Raw genomic sequence first — 20,753 nt, 5'->3', positions numbered from 1 at the left:
ATCATATCCCCCTTACCATTTTTTATTACATAATTAGTATAATGGTATTGAGAAAGAATAAATGTGATGTATGTCACATTTTGCAAATATTTGCTAAAAAATCAATATAGTTATAGGTAATCAGCTTACTACAAGCGTAATCTCATCACCGTTTTTAACAAGAGACGTATATTCTGTTGGTTGATTATTTAAAAGGACTTTTACAATACTGCCGGAAGGAATGGTTTTGGGATTGAAATTGGCAGCCAGCAGTACATCGCTAATCATGGGATGCTCTTGCTCGGTAGAAGAAAAATGAATGATGCTTTCATTGAGAGCAATATCTGTGATTTGAGCAACTTTATCGTTCATGATGATCGTATAGCGGCGAAGGGGGATACTACATTTAACTTTATTGAATAATACGGTAATGAAATGTTCCTCATCGTTATTCAGCCCTAAGAGTTCACCCAAAGTGGGCTCACAAAGAGGTGAAATCATGATCTGGTCGTTAACGCTTACGGGGCTTGTTGCTGTCGCGGTATTTCCGTTAATGGTGTATTTACGCCAAACACTATATTCTCGGTCACTGCCATTGATAATATAGTGGTAAGGCGGGACCTCCATAGTATTTCCAGTTGCGCCCAGAACTTCTTCTAGGGTACTGGGTATACGATAAAGTACTTGATCTCTATCGGCCAGTACTGCATCTGGTTTGGCCAATTCATCATTAATCGTAATAATTGGAGATATTTCGTAGGGCTTTTCATTTATAGAGATAAGATAAGAAGGAAGAATATCAAAGATATCAGAAAGACAAAGAGAAGGCATAGTACCGCTCGTGCCTTTGGTTACCTTAATGATATCATCTTCCTGCAGCAGTTCAGAAAGAGCAGCTTTCTGACCATTTAGTTCAATAAGACTAGGAGTGCCATGGGTTCCAGGAAAGAAGTTGGTTTGGGAGTTAATATTAATGGTGATGCCAAGACCTGGTTTGCCGTGAAGGCTCCGCGTGTCAATACCTGCAGCTAACAGTGCATCTGCAACGGTTAAGTGACCCAAATTAAAGAGATGCAAGGGCTGCTCGTTTAAGGTAACATTCATAAAATTAAGTGTACGGCTGGCCGAAAGTTTCAAAATGCCAAGAGGAGTAACCGCATCAGGGGTACAAAGGTCAGCAGGAATTTGGCTAATTCCTTCAATTATATCAGGGCGGCGAACTGCTACTCGCGGCGCTGGCATGTCAAGGCATTGGGCTAATGCTTCAGAAATCATCGGGGTGAGGGAACCACCGCCAACTAAGAGAGCAGCCTGAGGGGCCGTAACATTAAGAGATACGATTTGTTCTGCAATTAACTGAGCCAATTCAGCTACATGGGGTTGAATGTTTTTAATAATTTCACTTACGGCTATTTCTTGGGGAAGACCTAATACATCGGTAAGAGTAATCGTAGAGAGTTCATTACCTGTAAGCTGGCGTTTGACCTTTTCTGCCACATTGAAATCCAAAAGATATTGCTGGGAAATAGCTTCGGTAATTTTATCACCAGCACAGGGAACCATGCCATAAGCAATAATGGAACCATCCTTTGTAATGGCTACATCCGATGTCCCTGCGCCAATGTCAACTAGGACTAGATTCAAATGTCGCATAGTTTGTGGAATTAATACATTAATTGCTGCGATAGGTTCTAAGGTGAGAGTGGCTATTTCTAAATTAACAGAAGTGATAGCTGACTGCAAAGAATCGATAACTTGCCTTGGAAGAAAAGTTGCAATTAGATCAACGGTAGCTTTTCTGCCTCGTTGTCCGACTAACGTTTTTAATGGTGTTTTATCCAGGATGAAGCTAACAACACTATAACCTACACAATAATAAGAAGCGGGATCGGATATTGTATTGGATGTAGCTAATTTATGCTGGGCCGATTGGATCGCTGCTAGTTCTAATGCATGCTCATCACTCGCGGTTAGTACACCACGATCCGACATTTCAATCTCGGCCTTAGATTGAATGGTGCATAAAGCGCGGCCAGCTGCAGCTACTGAGACTTTTTTCAAGGGACCATAAGAAGTCTCTAATGCATTTTTTACTTCAGCAATGATCGCTGCCACTTGTGGAACATCATGAATTTGGCCATCCATCATCGCACGAGTACGATGCTCCTGGCGATGAGAGGCAATGATCTGAATGCTATTATCTACTTTTTCCCCTACTAAGCCGACTACACTGCGTGTTCCAATATCTAATGCAAAGAGTAGATTTTTTTCCATTAATGTGCTCCTTTTATGTATGGTTTATTTGTACCAGAATATGAATTTCTGGAGTGCGTAAAATAGGAAGGAGTAAGCGTTTTTTTCTTACTTGATTGGGAAAGAATCTCTATAAATAGTATTACTTTCGCGTTATTCTGCTAATTTCCTTTTTGCAAAAAATAATTGCTCTGTCAACTGCTAAGATAAGTATAATCCTGTCTGGGTTAATACTTTACCTGCCATATAGTAAGAAAAAAAGTATGTATTTATAATGCATTTTTTGATAAAATGTAACATAAATATAAATATTTATATGGTAGGGCAATAGCCTGCTTAGATTGAGAGGAGTTTATCTGTGTCTCAAATACACATTGTAGTCGATAGCATTGGGCAAGTGCCTGATGAAATGCTTGCTAGGCATCTTAATTTGCATGTCGTAGCCCTTAAGGTACGGGTTGGTGATCAGGAGTGGCGAGAAAATGAGATTTCGACAAAAGAGTTGTTTCGCGTTTCTCAAGAGACGAAACAACATCCTAAAACATCACAGCCGGCACCAGGTGATTTTATAGAAATTTGTAAGCCTCTTATTGAAGCAGGTAAAGAAGTCATTATTATCAGTGTATCAGGAGGATTAAGCGGTACTGCAGAAGGTGCCAGATCCGTAGCGAATATGATCGACAGAAAGAAAATTCATGTTGTTGATTCCGGTACTGCGTCAGTTGGCATGGTGCAGATGGCTAAGGCTGCATTAGAGATGGCTTCGACCAGCTGCTCTGCTAAGGAGATTGTCGTCAGATTAGAAGCCATGGTAAAGGCGACGCATACGTTTTTAATCCCAGATACCTTAGAGTATTTATATAAAGGGGGACGGATTGGCGGCGCGTCTGCTTTATTTGGCAGTATACTGCAAATAAGACCCCTGCTATATTTAGTTGATGGTAGAGTTGATGTTATGGATAAGGTTCGTACCAAGCAGCGAGTCGTAAATCGAATGTTAGATGAGCTGCAAAAGTATCAGAATTTAGAATATATTGGCATCGGGCACATTGATGTACCGGATGAAGGAGAAGCATTGAGGGTACGAATACAGGAGCTGTATCCAGAAACTCTAATATTACCTGCAAACATTGGGTCAGTATTAGGTGCCCATTTAGGACCAGGCTTGTTAGGCTTAGTTTTCCAGGAAAAAATCTAATTCGCAATATTTTTATAGTAGGAGGATTTATGATGCAGGGGAAGACTGAATGGCTTACAGGTAATGATTTTCGTCGAATGATACTTGGGGCGTACCAGACATTTATGCGAGAGCACGAACATATTAACAGTTTAAATGTTTTTCCAGTGCCTGATGGTGATACTGGCACAAATATGTTATTAACATTAAAGGCAGTAGCCCAGGCTGTAAAAGAGGCCCCAGAGACTGGCATCGGTCCCTTGAGTAAGCGGGCAACAGATAGTGCGATTATGGGGGCACGAGGAAATTCCGGAGTCATCTTATCTCAAATTTTTCGCGGTATTGCCCGAGGATTGGCTGCAAAAGAGCAAGCTACATCTTCAGAAGTCGGCAAAGCCTTTCAATATGGTGTGCTATATGCATATCGTGCCGTATCAAAACCTGTGGAGGGTACCATTCTAACTGTGGCTAAAGGAATTGCTAAAGGTGCTCATCGGGCAGTGAGAGACGGCTTAGATTTTATGGATGTTTTAGCAGAAGCTATTAAAGCTGGTGAAGTAGAATTGGAGAAAACTCCAGATTTATTACCAATACTAAAATCTGCTGGAGTGGTTGATGCGGGAGGCAAAGGGCTTATCGTATTTTTATCGGGCTGTTTAGAAGGGTTGAGTGGTCAGTCTTCAGGACCTGAAGCTAATTTTGACAGCAATCTGCGAGTTGCGTCTCTTGAATATGCAGAAGTTGATATTACGCATCCCTATTGTACAGAATTCTTGGTAAAACATTGTAATCTCAATACCAATGAGGTAAGAGAACATCTGCTTCCGATGGGGGATTCTTTGGTCGTAGCGGCAGGTAGTGATGTTATGAAAGTGCATATTCACACCGCTCGTCCAGGAGTGGTGCTAGAGTCTGCACTGTCTTGGGGAACGCTGCATGATATAAAGATTGATAATATGGCGGATCAGCATCAGCAGCGTCATGAATTTCTAGATGTAGTACCAGGTCATAATCAAGTGGCGATCATCAGTGTAGCTGCGGGTCAAGGTTTGGCTGATATTATGAAGCAAATGGGAGCAGCAACTGTTATTATGGGTGGGCAGACTATGAATCCGCCTGTGGAGGATTTTATTGATGCAGTGCATCGGGGGAATAGTGAAAAATATATTATTCTGCCTAACAATAAAAATATTCTGTTGGCAGTGGCTCAAGCCCAAAAGTTATTAGGTGATCGAGTAGAAATTGTAGCAACTACGAATGTGCCGCAAGGTTTGGCCGCCCTAATGGCTTTTGATGCCGATCTTTCTATACAGGATAATGTCGTTCGTATGACAGATCGGAGTAAAGAAGTAAAAGGTGCAGCGGTTACAATGGCTGTACGTGATAGCGTTGTAAATGGCCGTACGGTAACGGCCGGCAAATATATTGGTGTACAGGATAGTAAAGTAATTGTTGATGCGGATAATGTAGGTACGGCACTGCGCAGCATGGTAGAGTTTTTATTGGATGATGAGGATGAAGTTGTTAGCTTGTATTATGGTGCTAACCTGAAAAAAGAGGAGGCACAGGTAATAGCTGATGATTTGTCATTCCATTTGCCTGCTGTCGAAATTGAATTATATTTAGGTGCCCAACCGCATTATGATTTCATTATTAGCATTGAATAAGGAATTTAAGTTGGCAAACCTTCTTAGAGATGTTCTAGGAAGGTTTGTTTTGAAAGGTATATGCGCCAGAGGAGGCTATACAAAGTGGATGTTTTTGTAGCGAGGCAGCCTATTTTCACAAAAAGTCAAAAGCTTTTTGCCTATGAACTGTTATTTCGAGACAGCTATGAAAACACATGCACTTGCGATGATGGTGATCAAGCGACATCTGAGGTAATCTGCAACAGCTTTTTTGCAATTGGTATGGATGTTCTTACTGGTGGTAAACGTGCATTTGTTAACTTTACAGAGAATCTCATAAAAAAAGAAATACCGCTGTTATTACCTAAAGAAGTAGTTGTAATTGAAATATTAGAGACGGTCGAGCCAACTGCAGAATTGATCAAGGCTTGTGAAAAATTAAAACAAGCAGGATATATAGTAGCATTAGATGATTTTGTCTTTCACCCTAAATTTATGCCTCTGCTGGATATTGCTGATATTATAAAAGTTGATTTTTTAACCACCATTGGGCATGATAGAAAAAAGATTATGGGCAGTGTTGGTGGACGCAGCATTAAATTTTTAGCAGAAAAAGTAGAATCGCGAGCTGATTTTGAGCAAGCTGTAAAACTAGGGTATTCATATTTTCAAGGATATTTCTTCAGTAAGCCTCTGGTTTTGAAGGGGAAATCGGTCCCAAGTAGTAAGATCAATCAATTACGAGTTCTTAGAGTGCTGCAAGAGCTGGATAAAGAAAACTTTAACTTTAACGCTATTGAAAAATTCATTATGTATGATTTAGCTCTGTCGTATCAATTGTTGCGATTTATTAACTCTGCTGCTTTTTGCCTAACAAATGAAATTTCCTCTGTGAAACATGCTTTAGTGTTAATGGGGAAAAATGAGATTGTTAAATGGGTATCTTTAATTGTTATGCGGACAGTGGGTGATAATAAAACAGATGGTATACTTGTTACTTCGTTGGTACGGGCAAAATTTTCTGAATTACTTGCTGAGCGGGTAGGATTTAAAGGGCGTGAGTCAGAATTATTTATGATGGGGATGTTTTCCTTAATTGACGTTTTTATTGGCAGACCTCTGAAAGATATTATGGCTGAGCTGCCCATTAGCGAGGAAATAAAAAGTGCTTTATTAGGAGAATATAATGATTTTGGTAAAATCTATCATTTGGTGTTATCCTATGAAAGAGCGCAGTGGGAAACTTTTATAACTTGTGCTGCTGATCTAGGTATTGAGGAGAAAACGATTCCAGATGATTATCAAAAAGCAGTAGCATGGGCTGATGAGGTTTGTGCATTATAGTAAGGTAAAGGGGGATCATTATGTCTGAAAGAATAAGTTTACAAGATGTACTGCGCGAATATGGCGTGCCATTAGTAACACTAGATATTACTGCTTCTGAAGCGGAGTGCCATAAGCTGCGGGAACACTTAAAAACCCTCACCAAAACTAAAGAACAGGGATATCTAGAAGTAAATTGTTCCTTCTTTGTCGATATTCATGATATTGATCGTTATTTAAGTGGAGAGCTGCCTAATTTGTCGGCTATATATGCTTTTCCAGGAGATGTGAAAGTTCATAAGGAGGAGTAAAAATTTCAGTGAGAAAGATTATAGCATTTACATTATTGTTTGTTTTTCTTAGTACAGTATGTTTTGCTGCAGTAAGCAGCTCAGGGTCAAAGTCGTCTTCAGGTTCTAAATCGTTTTCAGCGCCGTCTTCCAGCAGTTCGCCTAGTAAATCGGCAGCGCCGGGAAATACGGGAAGCAATTATAAACCGTCGGCACCTGCCAACAGTTTTAGTGATAAGGCACCTGCAAAACAGACAACACCTGATGTACAGCAAAGCAATCCATCCCAATCCACTGGCGGCTTCTGGCGAAATGCCAGTATGATCGGAGGCGGATTTTTAGCAGGAAGCTTATTTGGCAGTCTGTTTGGTGGACATATGGGAGGTATGTCGGGCATCTTCAGTATGTTACTCAATTTATTGGTCATTGGTGGAGTGGTTATACTGGTTCGTAATGTATGGGATAAATATAAGAACAAAGGAAAAGATAAGGATCGATACAGCTAATAAAAGCCGATTGCAAATGCAATCGGCTTTTATCTGTATAGCGTTCTATTTCTTATCTCCTGTTGCTGCCACTTGTTTTAGACTTAGGCCAATGCGATTTCGATTTTCGTCTACGTTCAAAATCATAACATCGACGATATCGCCCACTGAAATAACATCTAGTGGATGTCGAAAGGGTTTGTAACTGAGCTCTGAGCGATGGATAAGGCCATTGGTTTTAATACCAATATCTACAAAAACACCAAAGTCAGTTACATTATGTACAGTCCCTTTTACAATCGTTCCAGCTGTCAGTTCTGATAATTTAACAATATTTTTACGAGTCATAGGAGCTGGCATATCTTCTCTAGGATCACGACCGGGTTTGGCTAGTGCTGACAAGATATCACGAACAGTAGGTTCGCCTGCTTCCAGCTCGGCTGACAAAGCAGCAGCGTTTGCTTTTTGTGCTTCTTCTTGAATGGTTTGCAGCGTGGATTTATCTTTTAAATCTTTTGGCGAGAATCCCAGTTTGGATAAAATAGCAGCTGCTAACTTATAGGATTCTGGATGAACAGGAGTATTATCTAGTGGTGTCTCTCCATCTTGAATACGCAGGAAACCAGCGCATTGGATAAAGGTGGATTGTCCTAAACGAGCAACTTTAAGCAGCTGAGATCGACTTTTAAAAGTTCCATTTTCTTCTCGGTAAGCGACGATATTCTTGGCTACTGTGGCATTAATTCCTGATACATGTTTCAATAGTTCAACTGAGGCAGTATTTAACTCGACACCAACATGATTTACAGCAGATTCGATTACATTAGCAAGAGTGGTACCCAGTTCTTTCTGGTTTACGTCATGTTGATATTGACCAACGCCAATAGATTTCGGATCAATTTTTACTAATTCAGCTAAAGGATCTTGCACTCTTCTTGCAATCGATACGGCACCTCGCAAAGTGACATCCAAATCAGGCAACTCATCTTTTGCCAGCTTAGAAGCAGAATAGATAGAAGCACCGGCTTCATTGGTAATTAAATAATTTACTGGCAGTTGGTGGGCATTAATCAGCCCGGCTGTAAATTCTTCTGTTTCATAGGATGCTGTACCGTTGCCAATTGCAATGAGGGTTACACCAAATTGCTTTATGGCTTCTAAAGCAATTTGGGCTGATTTTTCTTTTTGTCCCTCTCCCATAGTCACATACAGTACATTTGTCGTGAGGACAGAGCCTGTAGGACTAACGACGGTCATTTTACAGCCTGTGCGATAACCTGGATCAAGTCCCATGACGGTATGTCCAGCAAAAGGGGGTTGGAGAAGTAATTGTCGCAGGTTAAGGCTAAAGACACGGATTGCCTGCTTTTCCGCATTATCTGTTAGAAGAGAGCGAATTTCCCGATCAAGAGCAGGAAATAATAGACGCTTATATCCATCAGTGATTGCTAATAAGATGCATTCGCTGAAAATAGAAGTATTGTTATTGATTTGACGATTGATTAGTTCTATATTGGTATCGTGTGGGGCTTCTAAGGTTACTTTAAGTAGTTTCTTATCTTCCCCCCGATTGACTGCTAAAATGCGGTGAGAGGGAATGCGGTTAACTGGTTCTTTATATTCTTTATAAGTAAGAACTTCTTTACCTAGTTCTTCTGCTACTGCCAGCTCTGTACGAATTTCGGCTGTTCTCCATAGCTGCTTTCTCATGTTGGCTCTGATATCGGCTGTTTCACTAATTGTTTCAGCAATAATATCAAGAGCTCCTGTTAAGGCATCTTCAGCAGTATCCACTTTATTTTCATGGGATACAAAATCTGCTGCAACTGTAAGAGGTGTACCTATCGTCAGTTGTTGAGACAGGATAATCTCGGCTAAAGGTTCGAGTCCTTTTTCCCGGGCAACTTGGGCACGAGTACGTTTCTTTTGTTTAAAAGGAAGATATAAGTCTTCTAACTCTTGCAGTTTAGTAGCGGCAATAATGGCCGCACTTAATTCGGGGGTCAATTTGCCTTGTTCTTCAATCGTAGCAAGGATGTCTTCTTGCCGTTTCACCAGATTACGCAAATATTGCAGACGTTCTTCTGTAGTGCGAAGTTGTTCTTCATCCAGTTCTCCAGTGGCTTCTTTACGATAGCGAGCAATAAAAGGAACCGTATTGCCTTCGTCTAATAGATTAATAGCAGCAATTACCTGAGGAACTTTGATAGCAAGTTCCTTGGCGATTACGATAGGAATATCAGTATATAACATATTGCACCAACTTTATGATTTTTAGATGGTTTTTATTATACCATAAAAAATTATAAATAGAATAATATATAGGGGAAGAATATGGGAAAAAATGAGATTTTTAGTATTCAATTACTTTACTGATTGCTAGATTTGGCTCTTGTCGCAAATTGACAATCACTTTACCTAGTTTAGTATTGAGTTTGATTTCAGGACGCAGCAGATGACTTTTATGATTTTTGGTTACATGAGCCACTTGCTTTGTATTTAAGAGGACTAAGCTGCCTACAGGATAAATGGGTATAGTATGAATGAATATAGTGAGAAGATGTACATCAAAAATGGTATTGCTTTTTGCTAACATCCCTTCAATGACTTCTAACTGAGAGGTGTTTTCAATAACGGCTTTTGTGATGGCTTTATCAAAATAATTAGCAATCGCTACAATTTTTGAAAATAAATGAATTTTATTGTTAGTGAGACCTAATGGCAGTCCTGATCCGTCTAACGCTTCATGATGTTCCGACACAATTCGTGCAACTGTCGGTGATAATTTATTGCGCAGCAGTAAATTGCGTCCATATAATGTATGTAATTTGGCACTATCAAATAATAAACCATTGATGCGAGGAAGAGTGGCCTTTCCAATGTCATGTAATAGGGCTCCTAAAGCCAGTTCATAAAGATCATCCTTGCACATCTTCAACTGAAAACCTGTTAGTAATGAAAGTAAACAAACATTGATGGAATGAACGAGTTCTTGCTGATTAGGATAATAAATTTGTGTATTAATCATTGTGGTTGCTTGTTGTGAGGCTTGGTCAATAATATTGTTAATTAAACTACCGATTTGTTCCAAGTATAAAAAAGTAAGTTTTTCATTTGCCAGAAAACTAGTTTGTAGTGAAGATAAAGCCTGAAAGCAAAGAGACAACTCAGTACGCAATTCGGACGGAATTACTTGCTGCTGCTTTAATAGAGTTGCCTCTTGGTCAAAAATGCGAATGGTATGAATACCAAATTTTTTTAAGCGCTTAATATAGCTTTCTGTTAAAGTAATTCCTTTTTCAAGTAAAAGTTTTCCATACTCGTCTATAACGTCCTGCCCTAATATCATTCCAGGTTCAGCATAGTCAATGATCATTAAAACAACTCCCAGTACAAAAACGTTTCTGTAATATTTTGTAGTATTGTATGTATTATTGTAATGGATTTTTCAGGAAGGAATAAGGTACTATAGTCCTATTAATCTAGGGAATTAGACCCTGTTACGATGTTGATCTAGGAAAAGAGTATTGGTAAATCAATAATTCTACTATGGACAATCGGTCTACGTTGTAGTTGCTTGCTAAATTTAAACGTGTTATTCTTTAATGAGAATAGGATCGGGCCTTATGTACGTTGAAGAAATATGAAAATTGGCATCATTATGAGGTGAGGGCTTTGACTGATTTTTTATTATGGGAAATGATCGAGCGAATGAGTGTGGCTGCTACGCTTGCGTTTCTATTGTCTCAATTTTCAGTGTTTCGAAGGATGATTTACCGACAAGGCAATTTTAGTGAAAAAGCCGCGATCACTATTGTTTTTGGTATTATCGGCATTTTAGGAACCTATGCTGGTATTCCTGTTAGCGATGCATTGGCGAATTCTAGGGTTATTGGTGTAATGGCTGCTGGGCTTATTGGCGGCCCTATTATGGGGACAGCCGCTGGAATTATTGCTGGCGGCCATCGTTATTTATTAGGTGGCTTTACAGCATTTTCTTGTGGAATTTCTAGTATTTGTGAGGGATTGCTAGCAGGGTTAATTCACCGCTATTATCATGAGAAACTCATTCCTTGGTGGATCGCTCTTGTTGCAGGCGTCGTAGGGGAAGTCATGCAGATGATTATTATTTTACTTACTGCTCATCCCTATGATATGGCTAGGAATTTGGTAGATGCCATTGGAATGCCAATGATTCTAGCCAATTCTTTAGGTGTTGCTATTTTCATGCTGATTATAAAGACTGCGATATATACCCAAGAGCAGGTTGGCGCTGAGCAATCTCATAAAGCTCTTGATATTGCAACCAAGACTTTGCCCTATCTGCGGCATGGCTTAGATCGCAGCTCTGCTCAGGCAACAGCTCAAATTATTTTTAACGCAGGAAGTTATGATGCAGTTGCCATAACGGACACGGAGCAGGTGCTGGCATTTGTCGGGGTGGAGTCAACGCATCATTCTGCCGATACGTTAGGGCTAACTCTTGCCACCAGTCAAGTGCTCTCTAGGGGAGAGATGCACATTGCGCAAAATGCTTTTGAAATTGGCTGTTCTTGTAAGAATTGCAAATTGGCTAGTGCTATTATTGTGCCATTAAAACGTGCAAATCGTGTTATAGGTACTTTGAAGTTATATTATACAAGAGCAAATGCTGTAGGACATGGGGACAGAGTTTTTGCCTCTGGTATCGCCCATTTATTTTCCACCCAATTGGAATTAACAGAAATTGATCGTCAGGCTAAATTAGTTGCTAGGGCAGAACTTAAAGCACTTTATGCACAAATAAATCCCCATTTTTTATTTAATACTCTTAATACGATTACTTCTTTAGTGAGAACAAAGCCAGATTTAGCAAGAGAGCTTTTGCTAAAGTTGGGAGCTATGTTTCGGCATACGCTGCATAAAACAGGACGTAATATAACTCTTAAAGAGGAACTATCCCAGGTACGTGCGTATTTAGCCATTGAGCAAGCCAGACATGGTGAAAAATTGGTTATTCAAGAGATGATATCCCAAGATGTAGAAAAATATTTGATTCCTACATTAACGATACAGCCTTTAGTAGAAAATGCGATAAAACATGGATTGCAGCCCAAGGAAAATGGTGGTTGTATTATAATCAGTGCCAAGGAAGAGGGTCCCGATATTGTGATTACAATTTGTGATGACGGTGTTGGCATGGATGTTGAAGGACGGTGTCCTTTGACGGTACCTGCTCCAGAATGCATTGGCCTATCCAATGTTCATGAACGTTTGCGAGGACAATATGGCACAGGATATGGTTTATCTCTCATGAGTGCCCCAGGAAGTGGAACAACAGTAACTTTGCGAATTCCAAAGCGTATGCATGATGAGGGGGAAGAGTGTGCTTAGCATTTTAATTGTAGATGATGAGAGGCCAGCTCGTGATGAATTAAAGTATTTATTATCATTAGAAAATGATGTGGAAATTGTGGGCGAAGCAGATAGTGGGGCTGCTGCGATCGGTTTAGCAGCTCAATTAAAGGCAAATGTTATATTTATGGATGTGCAAATGCGGGGTATGGATGGTTTGGAAACTGCAGCTATACTACGTACGATCGTTCCGGAAACAATGTTGGTATTTGCTACTGCTTATGACGAGTACGCTGTTCGCGCTTTTACAGTTGGAGCAGTCGATTATCTTTTAAAGCCTTTCGAAAGAGAACGTGTACAGATGGCAATCGAGCGGCTAAAGAATTATCATGGCGATGAATGGCGGGCTGCCATTGGTCGTGTGGATACGGCATTAAATAAATCTAAGATTGTTGTGCAAAAACTTCCAGTGGAAAAGAACGGGAAGATTATTATGGTGCATTACAATGATTTGATTTATGTGTATACTCAAAAAGGTACTGTTACAGTCGTTACGATTTATGGTGAATTTAGCTATGCAAGTACTTTAACAGAATTAGAGGAGCGTTTAGCTCAAACTAATTTGGTGCGTGTGCACAAGAGTTATATTGTCAACATGGATAAGGTAAAAGAGGTAGTACCTTGGTTTAAGGGAACGTATTGGCTAAAAGTTGAAGGAGATGTGGAAATACCAATTAGCAAAAGCCGAGTTAGAGAGATCAAAAATATCTTAGGATTAAAATAAGAAAATATCACTACGGTCTGATAGAAAGAGTTGCTGCAGCTTTTTTATCAGGCTATTTTTTGTATAGTTGGTATTTTTATGGTGCATGCTATAGTCAGCGAGTGTGAGATGCATGCATTTCGCCGAAAGCTAACTTACATAGGAGAAAGGAGGGATGGTCATGCTAACATCCAAAGAAGTAATGCAATTGGAAGATTTTCTGGGAATGGAGCAGAATTCAGTGCAATGCCTGAATCACTTTGCTAGCACCATTCAGTGCAAACAAACCAAACAACTTTTTCAACAAATGGCACAAAAAAATCAGCAACATTTTCAAACTCTTAGTAAGCATTTGAGTATGAGTCAAACATTACAATAAAGAATAGGGGTGATATTGTGGCACAAGCAGGTCAACAAAACCAACAACAAAATCAACAGCAGCAGCAAGGCCAAATGAATGGACAAGGCAGCCAGTTTGCGGATCAGGACATACTGCAATTGGCTTTAAATGAAAGCAAACATATTGCAGAATCGATTAATTCATACATTCTGGAAGCTGCCAATGAACAGCTTCGCAAGGATTACATGAATGTTCTTGGGGATGTATATAGTCAGCAAAAACAAATCTTTGATGTCATGCAGCAAAAAGGCTTCTACAATGTTGAAAATGCAACTGCTCAGCAGATCAATAAAGCCCAAAGTAAGTTCAGCAGTTAAAATAAGCGGTCTTTGCGTAATGGAAGAGTCTATGCGATACTTCGCATAGACTCTTCCATTTTACGTTAAATTAAGATGGAGATTTTTCTTGACAATAGTTTTTAATATATATTAAAATAAAGATAAAATTACTCGATAATTGTTTTCTATAAAAAATAAATTGGAATTGGTGGTGAATATATGGAAGTCTGTATCACTTCTTTGCTCAGAGATAAAGGATTTAAGGTTACCCCTCAACGGTTGGCTATTTATAATATGTTATCTTCTACAAGGTCTCACCCAAATGCAGAAATGATTTTTAATGAATTGCAGGCAATGTATCCTACGATGAGTTTAGCGACTGTTTATAAAACCATGGAAATCCTTAAAGAAATTGGTCTAGTGCAAGTACTAAATGCTGGTGAAGATAGTTTTCGCTATGATGCTGTTATGACGAATCATCCGCATGTGAGATGTACGGAATGCGGTAAAGTTGAAGATGTTTATGATGTTAATATTGATGCATTTGTCAATGAAGTCTCCCAAGGTACTAAATATCAGATTATGGGACAACAGTTCTATTTTCATGGAATCTGCCCGAATTGTCAACGTAAAAATAGCAATTAAATCATAATTTTGAAAAATTAGTAAAGACTTGGCGAAAGCTAAGTCTTTTTATATTACGCTGAAATATCTTTAGTTTAAAGGTATTTAGTGATATAGTGCGAAATATGTATCAATTAGGAACGGAATTATACTTCACAAGTAAAGGAGAATTAAAATTGAATACCTATATTGATCATACACTTTTAAAACCAGATGCAACGCCTCATGACATTCGTTGCTTATGTAGAGAAGCAGCAGAATATAAATTTGCTGCTGTGTGTATTAACCCATGCTATGTAGATTTGGCAGTCAGTTTATTGGTCGGAACGGGTGTCAAGGTGGCTACGGTGATTGGCTTTCCCTTAGGAGCAAATTTGTCGATTGTCAAGGCCTTTGAAGCGAAGCAAGCTGTTTTGCATGGTGCAGATGAATTAGATATGGTGATTAATATTGGTGCCGCCAAATTAGGTCTCTGGGAGGCTGTATTATATGATATACAGCAAGTACTTGCAGAAGGGCAAGGTAGGATTGTTAAGGTGATTGTAGAAACTGGTTTGTTAACAGAGGAAGAAAAAGAACGGGTTTGCCATATTGTTTTAGAAAGTGGCGCACAGTTTATCAAAACATCTACAGGATTTGCAAAAGGCGGTGCCACTCTTGCAGATATTAGGTTATTTAAGTCCATTATCGGAGAGCGAATCGGGATTAAAGCATCAGGTGGAATTCGTACATCGGAAGAAGCCGCAGCTATGATTGCTGCTGGAGCTACGCGAATTGGAACCAGTAACGGAATTGCAATTGTAAGTTAGTTTACATAAAATACCGATAGAAAGTATGTTAAGCCTATGCTATAATTAGCACCTGTAACTCTTAGAAGGGGAGGAGGGTGCCTTATGCGTAAAGTACTAATAGGCGAAGCGAATACCATTATAATGATTGCTGGATTATTCTTTATTTTAATGCTGGTTTTTGCGATGCCTACTAAACCTCGTATGTGGCTTTATCCTCTGGTGCGCCAAGCAGTACAGATAAAGGTTAATTACGAAACAAGGAATATGGCAACTTACGAAACTGCCCATTTTAGAATTAAATACGCTCCAGTAGATGCTGATACGGTAAGTATGATTGGACAGGCTGCTGAAGCAGCATATGATCCTGTAGTTGAAACGCTGCAGTATGCGCCTGCTGGTAAAACCTTAATTCTTATTCATTCAAATAAAAGCCAGCTGCGTAAGGCTTTTGGCTGGTCTGGGAATGAAAGTGCAATGGGAGTATACTGGGGTGGAACGATTCAGCTCTTATCACCTCATGTATGGTTAAATGATGGAGAGTCTGTAGAGGAATTTATTCATTCAGGTCCGATGGTGCATGAATACACTCATTTGGTATTTGATCATATAACCAATGGGAACTATCCTCGCTGGTTTACAGAAGGTTTGGCTCAATATGTGGAGTATCGTGCAAATCGTTATGAATGGATTACTGCTGATAATGTATTAGATGATAAGATGTACAGTATGAGAGAGTTGGAAGACAGCTTTGATGAGCTGCCTAATCAGTCATTAGCATATCGCCAATCACTAGCTGCGGTACGTTATATTGCCGAAGTCTATGGGGATGATACGCTGCAAGAAATTGTTAAGAGTTTGAAAACTGGTAAAAGCTTAGAGAAAGCGATTGGTACAAATGTAGGCATGGATTATGCCACTTTTGAAAATTCGTGGAAGCAGTGGGCTGTAGTGCATATGAATACAAATATAAAAAAATAGCAAGCGATAGAAATTCAATATCGCTTGCTATTTTTTATATTTACAAGATTTGTTTTCTATTCTTCCTCATCTTCCTCTTCCGATTCCGCTCTGGAAATACGAATTTGTTCTAATAATTCGATGACCTGCTTGTTTTGAATAATAAGGATTTCCTGATTTTTTACGATAGCAGCTAATGGTATTGTAATTTGATGAATTTCCTCAAGCAGCATTTTAATCATTTTTTCAGGACTAGCCAATCTGATTCCCCCTACTGTTTTAGTTAAATCTTTTGTATATCCTATGTTAAAAGATAGAAAGAGTGACAGTAGATTGTACTTACTTGTCCTTAAATGCTACAATAGCCATAATAATGTTCTGAAGGGAGAATACTTGATCTATGAAAATTTTCCATGCATGTGACATTCGGGGGATTGCAGGTACTGAATTGACAGAGGAGATTGCCTATAAGATCGGTTTGGCAGTGGGCGTTAAATTAACTGGCAAAAAAGTAGTAGTAGGCGGTGATGTTCGTTTATCCACGCCAACTTTAAAAAATATTCTTATCAAAGCACTGGTGGGATCAGGTTGTGACGTCATTGATATTGGGACGGTGGCCACCCCTGTTTTTTATTATGCGCAAAAAGTGATGCAGGCGATGGGAGGAGTCATGGTTACTGCTTCCCATAATCCTGCTCCTTATAATGGTTTTAAACTAGTATTTGGTGATCAACCTGTAACAGAAGACGACATTCTAGAAATAAAACAAATGGTGGAAGATAATGTGAGTGTCACAGGTAAAGGCACAGTGACACTCACATTATCCATTGTGGATGAGTACATAGCGTCTACTGCACTTTTAGCTCAGAAAAGTAAATTGCGAGTGGTCGTTGATGCTGGTAATGGAGCTACCTCTCAGATTGCACCACAATTATTTAAGCAATTAGGTTATGATGTAATCGAATTATATTGTCAGCCCGATGGCAATTTTCCAAATCGTTCTCCTAATCCAGCCTTGGCTGAAAATTTGCAGGGACTTGGAGAAAAGGTTCGAGAAAGCCGTGCAAACCTAGGTGTAGCCTTTGATGGTGATGGAGATCGAGTCGCTTTTGTTGATGAAGACGGACGTGCCGTTGATAATGATGATATCATTGTCCTGATCGCTCAATATTATCTTGAGAAACAGCCAGGAACGATTATTTATGATGCAAAATGTTCGATGGTTGCACCAGAAGAAATTAGCAAGCTTGGTGGCAGACCTGTCATGGCAAGAGCCGGACATACCTTTAGTAAAGCTGCTTTTATACAAGAGAAGGCGTTATTTGCCGGGGAAATCAGTGGACACTTCTTCTTCCGTGAACTGGGCTATGATGATGGTATGTTTGCTGGATTAAAGGTATGTGAATTTGTTTCTGCTCATGGTTCCCTGGCGAAACTTGTGGATGAAATTCCTAATTATATTCTTACCCCTGATATTCGGATTACGTATAAGGGAATGGATAAAGAAGCAGTTTTAGATGCTGTAGCCGAAAAATTAGCGGCGTATAAACCGAATCGTATTGATGGTGTACGAATTGAATTTCAAGATGGTTGGGGGATGATTCGCGCCTCTGTTACAGAGCCGTTATTTACGTTGCGTTTCGAATCAAAGTCAGCAAAGCGTCTGAGGGAGATTATTGACACATTAGTATGCGCCCTGCCAGAAACTATAAAAACGGCAGTAATGAATGCATTACCACCGCAATATAAAGAAGACTTGATTCAGGCGGAGTTATAAACTCCATCTGAATCTTAGTCGCACGTATCCAGGGAATTAGCTACTTTGGAGCTTCCACTTATATAAGTGATCCTTGGGTCCGAAGACCCTTAGAGCGAACTTAGTTCGAGTTCTACAGACTGTTATCCTGACCAGAGGGAAAGGTATTACAGGCTGTTAACGAGATAGAAGATGGGAGTCTTAGAGTAACTTGATCATCGGATAATTACTGATTAAATTTAATAAAAAAAGTAGTTCCCTGAGAGCAAGTATCAATTTCAATGGTTGCTTTGTGTCTGGCCACAATACGGTAGCAAACTGCTAATCCCAGACCAGTCCCTTTTTCCTTAGTCGTTAAGAAGGGCGTTCCTAGCTTTCCGATCAATTCTGGTGGTATGCCCGTACCTTCATCCTGAACCGCTAATATGACCTGACCTTTTTCTATGAAGGATTTTATAGTGATATTTCGATTTGGCGGCATAGCGTCTAACGCATTATACACTAGATTTAAGAGCAATTGACGGATTTCCTTGGAATCAAGGGGTAGATCCGGTATGGGATTTAGGTCTAAATGAAGAGACTTATTGGAGATCATCGCATTGGATTGCAGTAAAGGAGCAATGGTCTTAATAATTTTATTCAGATTTTGAATTTCTAACTTGACCTGCTTATTCTTAGCCAAGGATAAAAAATCACTAATAATAGAATTGGCACGGTCTAATTCTTCCATCATAAGTTGAAAATAATTTTTAAAGCTTTGACATTCTTCCTTATAACTCAAAAATTGTAAAAAGCCTCGAACACTTGTCATTGGGTTTCGTACTTCATGACCAATTGTAGCTGCCATCTCTCCTACTAAGTTGAGCTGATCAAGGCGGGTAAGTTCTTGACGGAGATGTTTCAATTCTGTAATATCTCTGACAATGACCAAGACACTGTTTTTGTCATAGGCCATGATACGTGCCTCCAGTGAACAGATTGTATCATTGATAGGCAATTGGTACTCAATACTCTTCATTTTTCCGCTTTTGATGGCACGTTTTATTTCAGACATGAATTGCTGAGCCTGCTTAGCAGGGAGTACTTCTGTTAAGTGCTTACCGATGCGGCTATTATGAGGCTTATATAATAAGTGGGGATTGGTCACATGATAATCTAAATAAACCCCTTCATTTGTGAGATAAAATAAGAAATCGGGTAAAGATGATAAAAGCTTGTGATTGCGAGATTCACTAGCTCGTAATTCTAATTCCGTTTTCTTTAATTCATCAATATTACGTAAGGTGCACAAAACGGATACAACAGAACCGTCTGCAGAAAATTCAGGAACAAGACGTGCGTGATAGTAAAAGAGAAGTTCCTTGCTATTCGTAAAATCCGCTTCAAATTTTACTTGCTGTCTGGTTTCAAATATGGTTTCAATCTGGGTCTTCCACAGCTTATAATATTTCTTATGTAATTTTAATTGATTGACGGTTTTTCCTAGACAAGTTTCTTGTGATATTCTCATTGCTTTTAGGGCAGCCTTGTTTGCATATAAAAATCGCAAATCTTTGTCAAAGCGAATAATTGCATCAGGAGAGCTTTCTACTAAGGATTTAAATTCCCCTTCCCATAAGCAAGTATGCGTTTTTTGAGGAAAGGTTACTGTATGGTGTGACTCATTTGTACTAGGATAAGGGCAGGAGGGAGTTGGTGCAGCGCCGCTCCATTTTGCAAGCTGCTGACGTAATGAAATCAATTCCTCTATCAGCTGTTTTTTAGCTTTATGTTGATCATTCATTATATAAAATCCCTCTTTATATAGAATTGCAGGTTAAATCATAAGAACTTTTCTGATATAATACTATATAGTTTTTAATGTAATTTTACAAGTAGTGTCATGGAAATACTCAAATAATATGTAAAGTAGAATTAAAGGAGAATGTATGCAAGTTCATGTTTTGGCAAGTGGCAGCACAGGAAACGCCATTTTTTTAGATTTTAAACATACTAAAATATTAGTGGATGCGGGGATCAGCACAAGGCGCATTAAACAAAGTTTAGCGGCATTAGGTACCGATATCGAAGAGCTGGATGGGGTATTTATTACTCATGAGCATAGAGATCATATTAGTGGCTTGCCGACTATGACTAAAAAGTACAATTTGCCTGTATATGCCAGTCCCTATACCTGGCGGGCTATGTACTGTCGTGCTGTTATACCTGATATTTGCTGCCAGAATTTATCTGAGAAAGTTACTATTGGACAAGTCAGAGTAGAGCCATTTAGTATTTCTCACGATGCAGCAGATCCAGTTGGTTTTCGCTTTTATCATGGAAGTAGTAAATGCAGTGTTGTTACTGATATTGGTTTTGTTACTGATGCAGTAAAAGACGCGATTTCTTTGAGCGATGTATTAGTTTTAGAATGCAATCATGATTTAGATATGCTGGAAAATGGTGCATATCCTTGGCATTTAAAACGGCGTATTAAGAGCAATCGCGGACATTTGTCGAATGTAGATGCTGCGTGGACGCTGGCTCGGCTAAAAAGAAAACCGACAATGCAAGTATTCTTGGCTCACATGAGCAAAGAAAATAATAATCCAGAATTGGCAAAAAACACGGTAAGTGCTATATTAGAAGAACAGGGTTTAAATCTTGGCTCAGAAATTGAATTGCATATTACCTATCCTGATCGTACAGTGAGTAGTAACGTCTAAGGGGGCAGGA

At 39.3% G+C, this 20,753-nt stretch carries 19 protein-coding genes; 14 read left to right on the top strand and 5 right to left on the bottom strand.

Going from position 1 to position 20,753, the window contains the following annotated elements:
• Positions 1-120 precede the first annotated feature (120 nt).
• On the bottom strand, positions 121-2,253 hold the full coding sequence (locus BMZ99_RS07065; RefSeq protein ID WP_090934490.1) for a cell division protein FtsA: 2,133 nt from the start codon (positions 2,251-2,253) through the stop codon (positions 121-123).
• Positions 2,254-2,590: 337 nt separating this feature from the next.
• Here BMZ99_RS07065 and BMZ99_RS07060 point away from each other — a divergent pair, with 337 nt between their 5' ends.
• The 5 genes from BMZ99_RS07060 (at position 2,591) to BMZ99_RS07040 (ending at position 7,156) form a co-directional block, all read left to right on the top strand.
• Positions 2,591-3,430, top strand: a complete 840-nt coding sequence (locus tag BMZ99_RS07060) for a DegV family protein (RefSeq protein WP_090934487.1) — start codon at positions 2,591-2,593, stop codon at positions 3,428-3,430.
• A gap of 29 nt (positions 3,431-3,459) precedes the next feature.
• Entirely contained in the window at positions 3,460-5,076 is a 1,617-nt protein-coding gene (locus BMZ99_RS07055; RefSeq protein ID WP_245754866.1) for a DAK2 domain-containing protein, read from the top strand.
• A gap of 84 nt (positions 5,077-5,160) precedes the next feature.
• Entirely contained in the window at positions 5,161-6,381 is a 1,221-nt protein-coding gene (locus tag BMZ99_RS07050) for an EAL and HDOD domain-containing protein (RefSeq protein WP_090934481.1), read from the top strand.
• Positions 6,382-6,401: 20 nt separating this feature from the next.
• Complete coding sequence (locus BMZ99_RS07045; RefSeq protein ID WP_090934478.1) at positions 6,402-6,671, top strand: hypothetical protein; 270 nt, start codon at positions 6,402-6,404, stop codon at positions 6,669-6,671.
• Positions 6,672-6,679: 8 nt separating this feature from the next.
• A complete protein-coding gene (locus BMZ99_RS07040; RefSeq protein WP_090934475.1) occupies positions 6,680-7,156 on the top strand; it encodes a hypothetical protein in 477 nt (158 codons plus the stop codon).
• Between the two features lie 45 nt (positions 7,157-7,201).
• On the opposite strand, the gene BMZ99_RS07035 is transcribed toward BMZ99_RS07040, so the two are convergent.
• Together BMZ99_RS07035 and BMZ99_RS07030 are read right to left on the bottom strand one after the other, a co-directional pair.
• On the bottom strand, positions 7,202-9,388 hold the full coding sequence (locus BMZ99_RS07035; protein ID WP_090934472.1) for a Tex family protein: 2,187 nt from the start codon (positions 9,386-9,388) through the stop codon (positions 7,202-7,204).
• Positions 9,389-9,488: 100 nt separating this feature from the next.
• Positions 9,489-10,511, bottom strand: coding sequence for an HD-GYP domain-containing protein (locus BMZ99_RS07030; RefSeq protein WP_090934470.1), 1,023 nt, complete (start codon positions 10,509-10,511; stop codon positions 9,489-9,491).
• Positions 10,512-10,810: 299 nt separating this feature from the next.
• Between BMZ99_RS07030 and BMZ99_RS07025 the strand changes: the two genes are divergently transcribed.
• From BMZ99_RS07025 to BMZ99_RS06995, 7 genes are all read left to right on the top strand, one after another.
• On the top strand, positions 10,811-12,508 hold the full coding sequence (locus BMZ99_RS07025) for a sensor histidine kinase (protein WP_090934467.1): 1,698 nt from the start codon (positions 10,811-10,813) through the stop codon (positions 12,506-12,508).
• The gene (locus BMZ99_RS07020; RefSeq protein ID WP_090934465.1) at positions 12,501-13,253 is read left to right on the top strand and encodes a LytR/AlgR family response regulator transcription factor; all 753 of its coding nucleotides are present in this window, start codon (positions 12,501-12,503) and stop codon (positions 13,251-13,253) included. The genes BMZ99_RS07025 and BMZ99_RS07020 overlap by 8 nt, the downstream gene beginning before the upstream one ends.
• A gap of 160 nt (positions 13,254-13,413) precedes the next feature.
• Positions 13,414-13,611, top strand: coding sequence for a ferritin family protein (locus BMZ99_RS07015; protein WP_090934462.1), 198 nt, complete (start codon positions 13,414-13,416; stop codon positions 13,609-13,611).
• A 17-nt stretch (positions 13,612-13,628) separates the two neighbouring features.
• A complete protein-coding gene (locus BMZ99_RS07010) occupies positions 13,629-13,949 on the top strand; it encodes a spore coat protein (protein WP_090934458.1) in 321 nt (106 codons plus the stop codon).
• A 180-nt stretch (positions 13,950-14,129) separates the two neighbouring features.
• Positions 14,130-14,555 (top strand): transcriptional regulator PerR, encoded by a 426-nt coding sequence (locus BMZ99_RS07005; protein ID WP_090934455.1) that lies wholly within the window; start codon positions 14,130-14,132, stop codon positions 14,553-14,555.
• A 155-nt stretch (positions 14,556-14,710) separates the two neighbouring features.
• Positions 14,711-15,343 carry a deoxyribose-phosphate aldolase gene (gene deoC / locus BMZ99_RS07000; RefSeq protein ID WP_090934452.1) on the top strand — a complete coding sequence of 211 codons (633 nt, stop codon included), beginning with the start codon at positions 14,711-14,713 and terminating at the stop codon, positions 15,341-15,343.
• A gap of 84 nt (positions 15,344-15,427) precedes the next feature.
• Positions 15,428-16,303 carry a peptidase MA family metallohydrolase gene (locus tag BMZ99_RS06995; RefSeq protein ID WP_090934450.1) on the top strand — a complete coding sequence of 292 codons (876 nt, stop codon included), beginning with the start codon at positions 15,428-15,430 and terminating at the stop codon, positions 16,301-16,303.
• 56 nt (positions 16,304-16,359) lie between these two features.
• On the opposite strand, the gene BMZ99_RS06990 is transcribed toward BMZ99_RS06995, so the two are convergent.
• A complete protein-coding gene (locus tag BMZ99_RS06990) occupies positions 16,360-16,542 on the bottom strand; it encodes a hypothetical protein (RefSeq protein ID WP_090934447.1) in 183 nt (60 codons plus the stop codon).
• Between the two features lie 140 nt (positions 16,543-16,682).
• Between BMZ99_RS06990 and BMZ99_RS06985 the strand changes: the two genes are divergently transcribed.
• Complete coding sequence (locus BMZ99_RS06985) at positions 16,683-18,059, top strand: phosphomannomutase/phosphoglucomutase (protein ID WP_090934445.1); 1,377 nt, start codon at positions 16,683-16,685, stop codon at positions 18,057-18,059.
• 205 nt (positions 18,060-18,264) lie between these two features.
• Here BMZ99_RS06985 and BMZ99_RS06980 read toward each other — a convergent pair whose 3' ends face one another.
• Positions 18,265-19,821: a PAS domain-containing protein gene (locus BMZ99_RS06980; protein ID WP_090934442.1), complete on the bottom strand. Its 1,557-nt coding sequence runs from the start codon at positions 19,819-19,821 to the stop codon at positions 18,265-18,267.
• 145 nt (positions 19,822-19,966) lie between these two features.
• Between BMZ99_RS06980 and BMZ99_RS06975 the strand changes: the two genes are divergently transcribed.
• Complete coding sequence (locus tag BMZ99_RS06975) at positions 19,967-20,743, top strand: MBL fold metallo-hydrolase (protein ID WP_090934439.1); 777 nt, start codon at positions 19,967-19,969, stop codon at positions 20,741-20,743.
• Positions 20,744-20,753: the final 10 nt, after the last annotated feature.

Origin of the sequence: Pelosinus propionicus DSM 13327 (genome assembly GCF_900114615.1) — a bacterium.
Classification (GTDB): domain Bacteria; phylum Bacillota; class Negativicutes; order DSM-13327; family DSM-13327; genus Pelosinus; species Pelosinus propionicus.
Note: the sequence above shows the minus strand (reverse complement) of the source record. Positions and strands in the feature narration are given on the sequence as shown.

Coding starts and splice junctions, on each gene's coding strand:
- BMZ99_RS06985 (WP_090934445.1), top strand. CDS start 16,683: ATGAAAATTTTCCATGCATGTGACATTCGGGGGATTGCAGGTACTGAA.
- BMZ99_RS06975 (WP_090934439.1), top strand. CDS start 19,967: ATGCAAGTTCATGTTTTGGCAAGTGGCAGCACAGGAAACGCCATTTTT.
- BMZ99_RS07030 (WP_090934470.1), bottom strand. CDS start 10,511: ATGATCATTGACTATGCTGAACCTGGAATGATATTAGGGCAGGACGTT.
- BMZ99_RS07015 (WP_090934462.1), top strand. CDS start 13,414: ATGCTAACATCCAAAGAAGTAATGCAATTGGAAGATTTTCTGGGAATG.
- BMZ99_RS06995 (WP_090934450.1), top strand. CDS start 15,428: ATGCGTAAAGTACTAATAGGCGAAGCGAATACCATTATAATGATTGCT.
- BMZ99_RS07055 (WP_245754866.1), top strand. CDS start 3,460: ATGATGCAGGGGAAGACTGAATGGCTTACAGGTAATGATTTTCGTCGA.
- BMZ99_RS06980 (WP_090934442.1), bottom strand. CDS start 19,821: ATGAATGATCAACATAAAGCTAAAAAACAGCTGATAGAGGAATTGATT.
- BMZ99_RS07045 (WP_090934478.1), top strand. CDS start 6,402: ATGTCTGAAAGAATAAGTTTACAAGATGTACTGCGCGAATATGGCGTG.
- BMZ99_RS07065 (WP_090934490.1), bottom strand. CDS start 2,253: ATGGAAAAAAATCTACTCTTTGCATTAGATATTGGAACACGCAGTGTA.
- BMZ99_RS07005 (WP_090934455.1), top strand. CDS start 14,130: ATGGAAGTCTGTATCACTTCTTTGCTCAGAGATAAAGGATTTAAGGTT.
- BMZ99_RS07035 (WP_090934472.1), bottom strand. CDS start 9,388: ATGTTATATACTGATATTCCTATCGTAATCGCCAAGGAACTTGCTATC.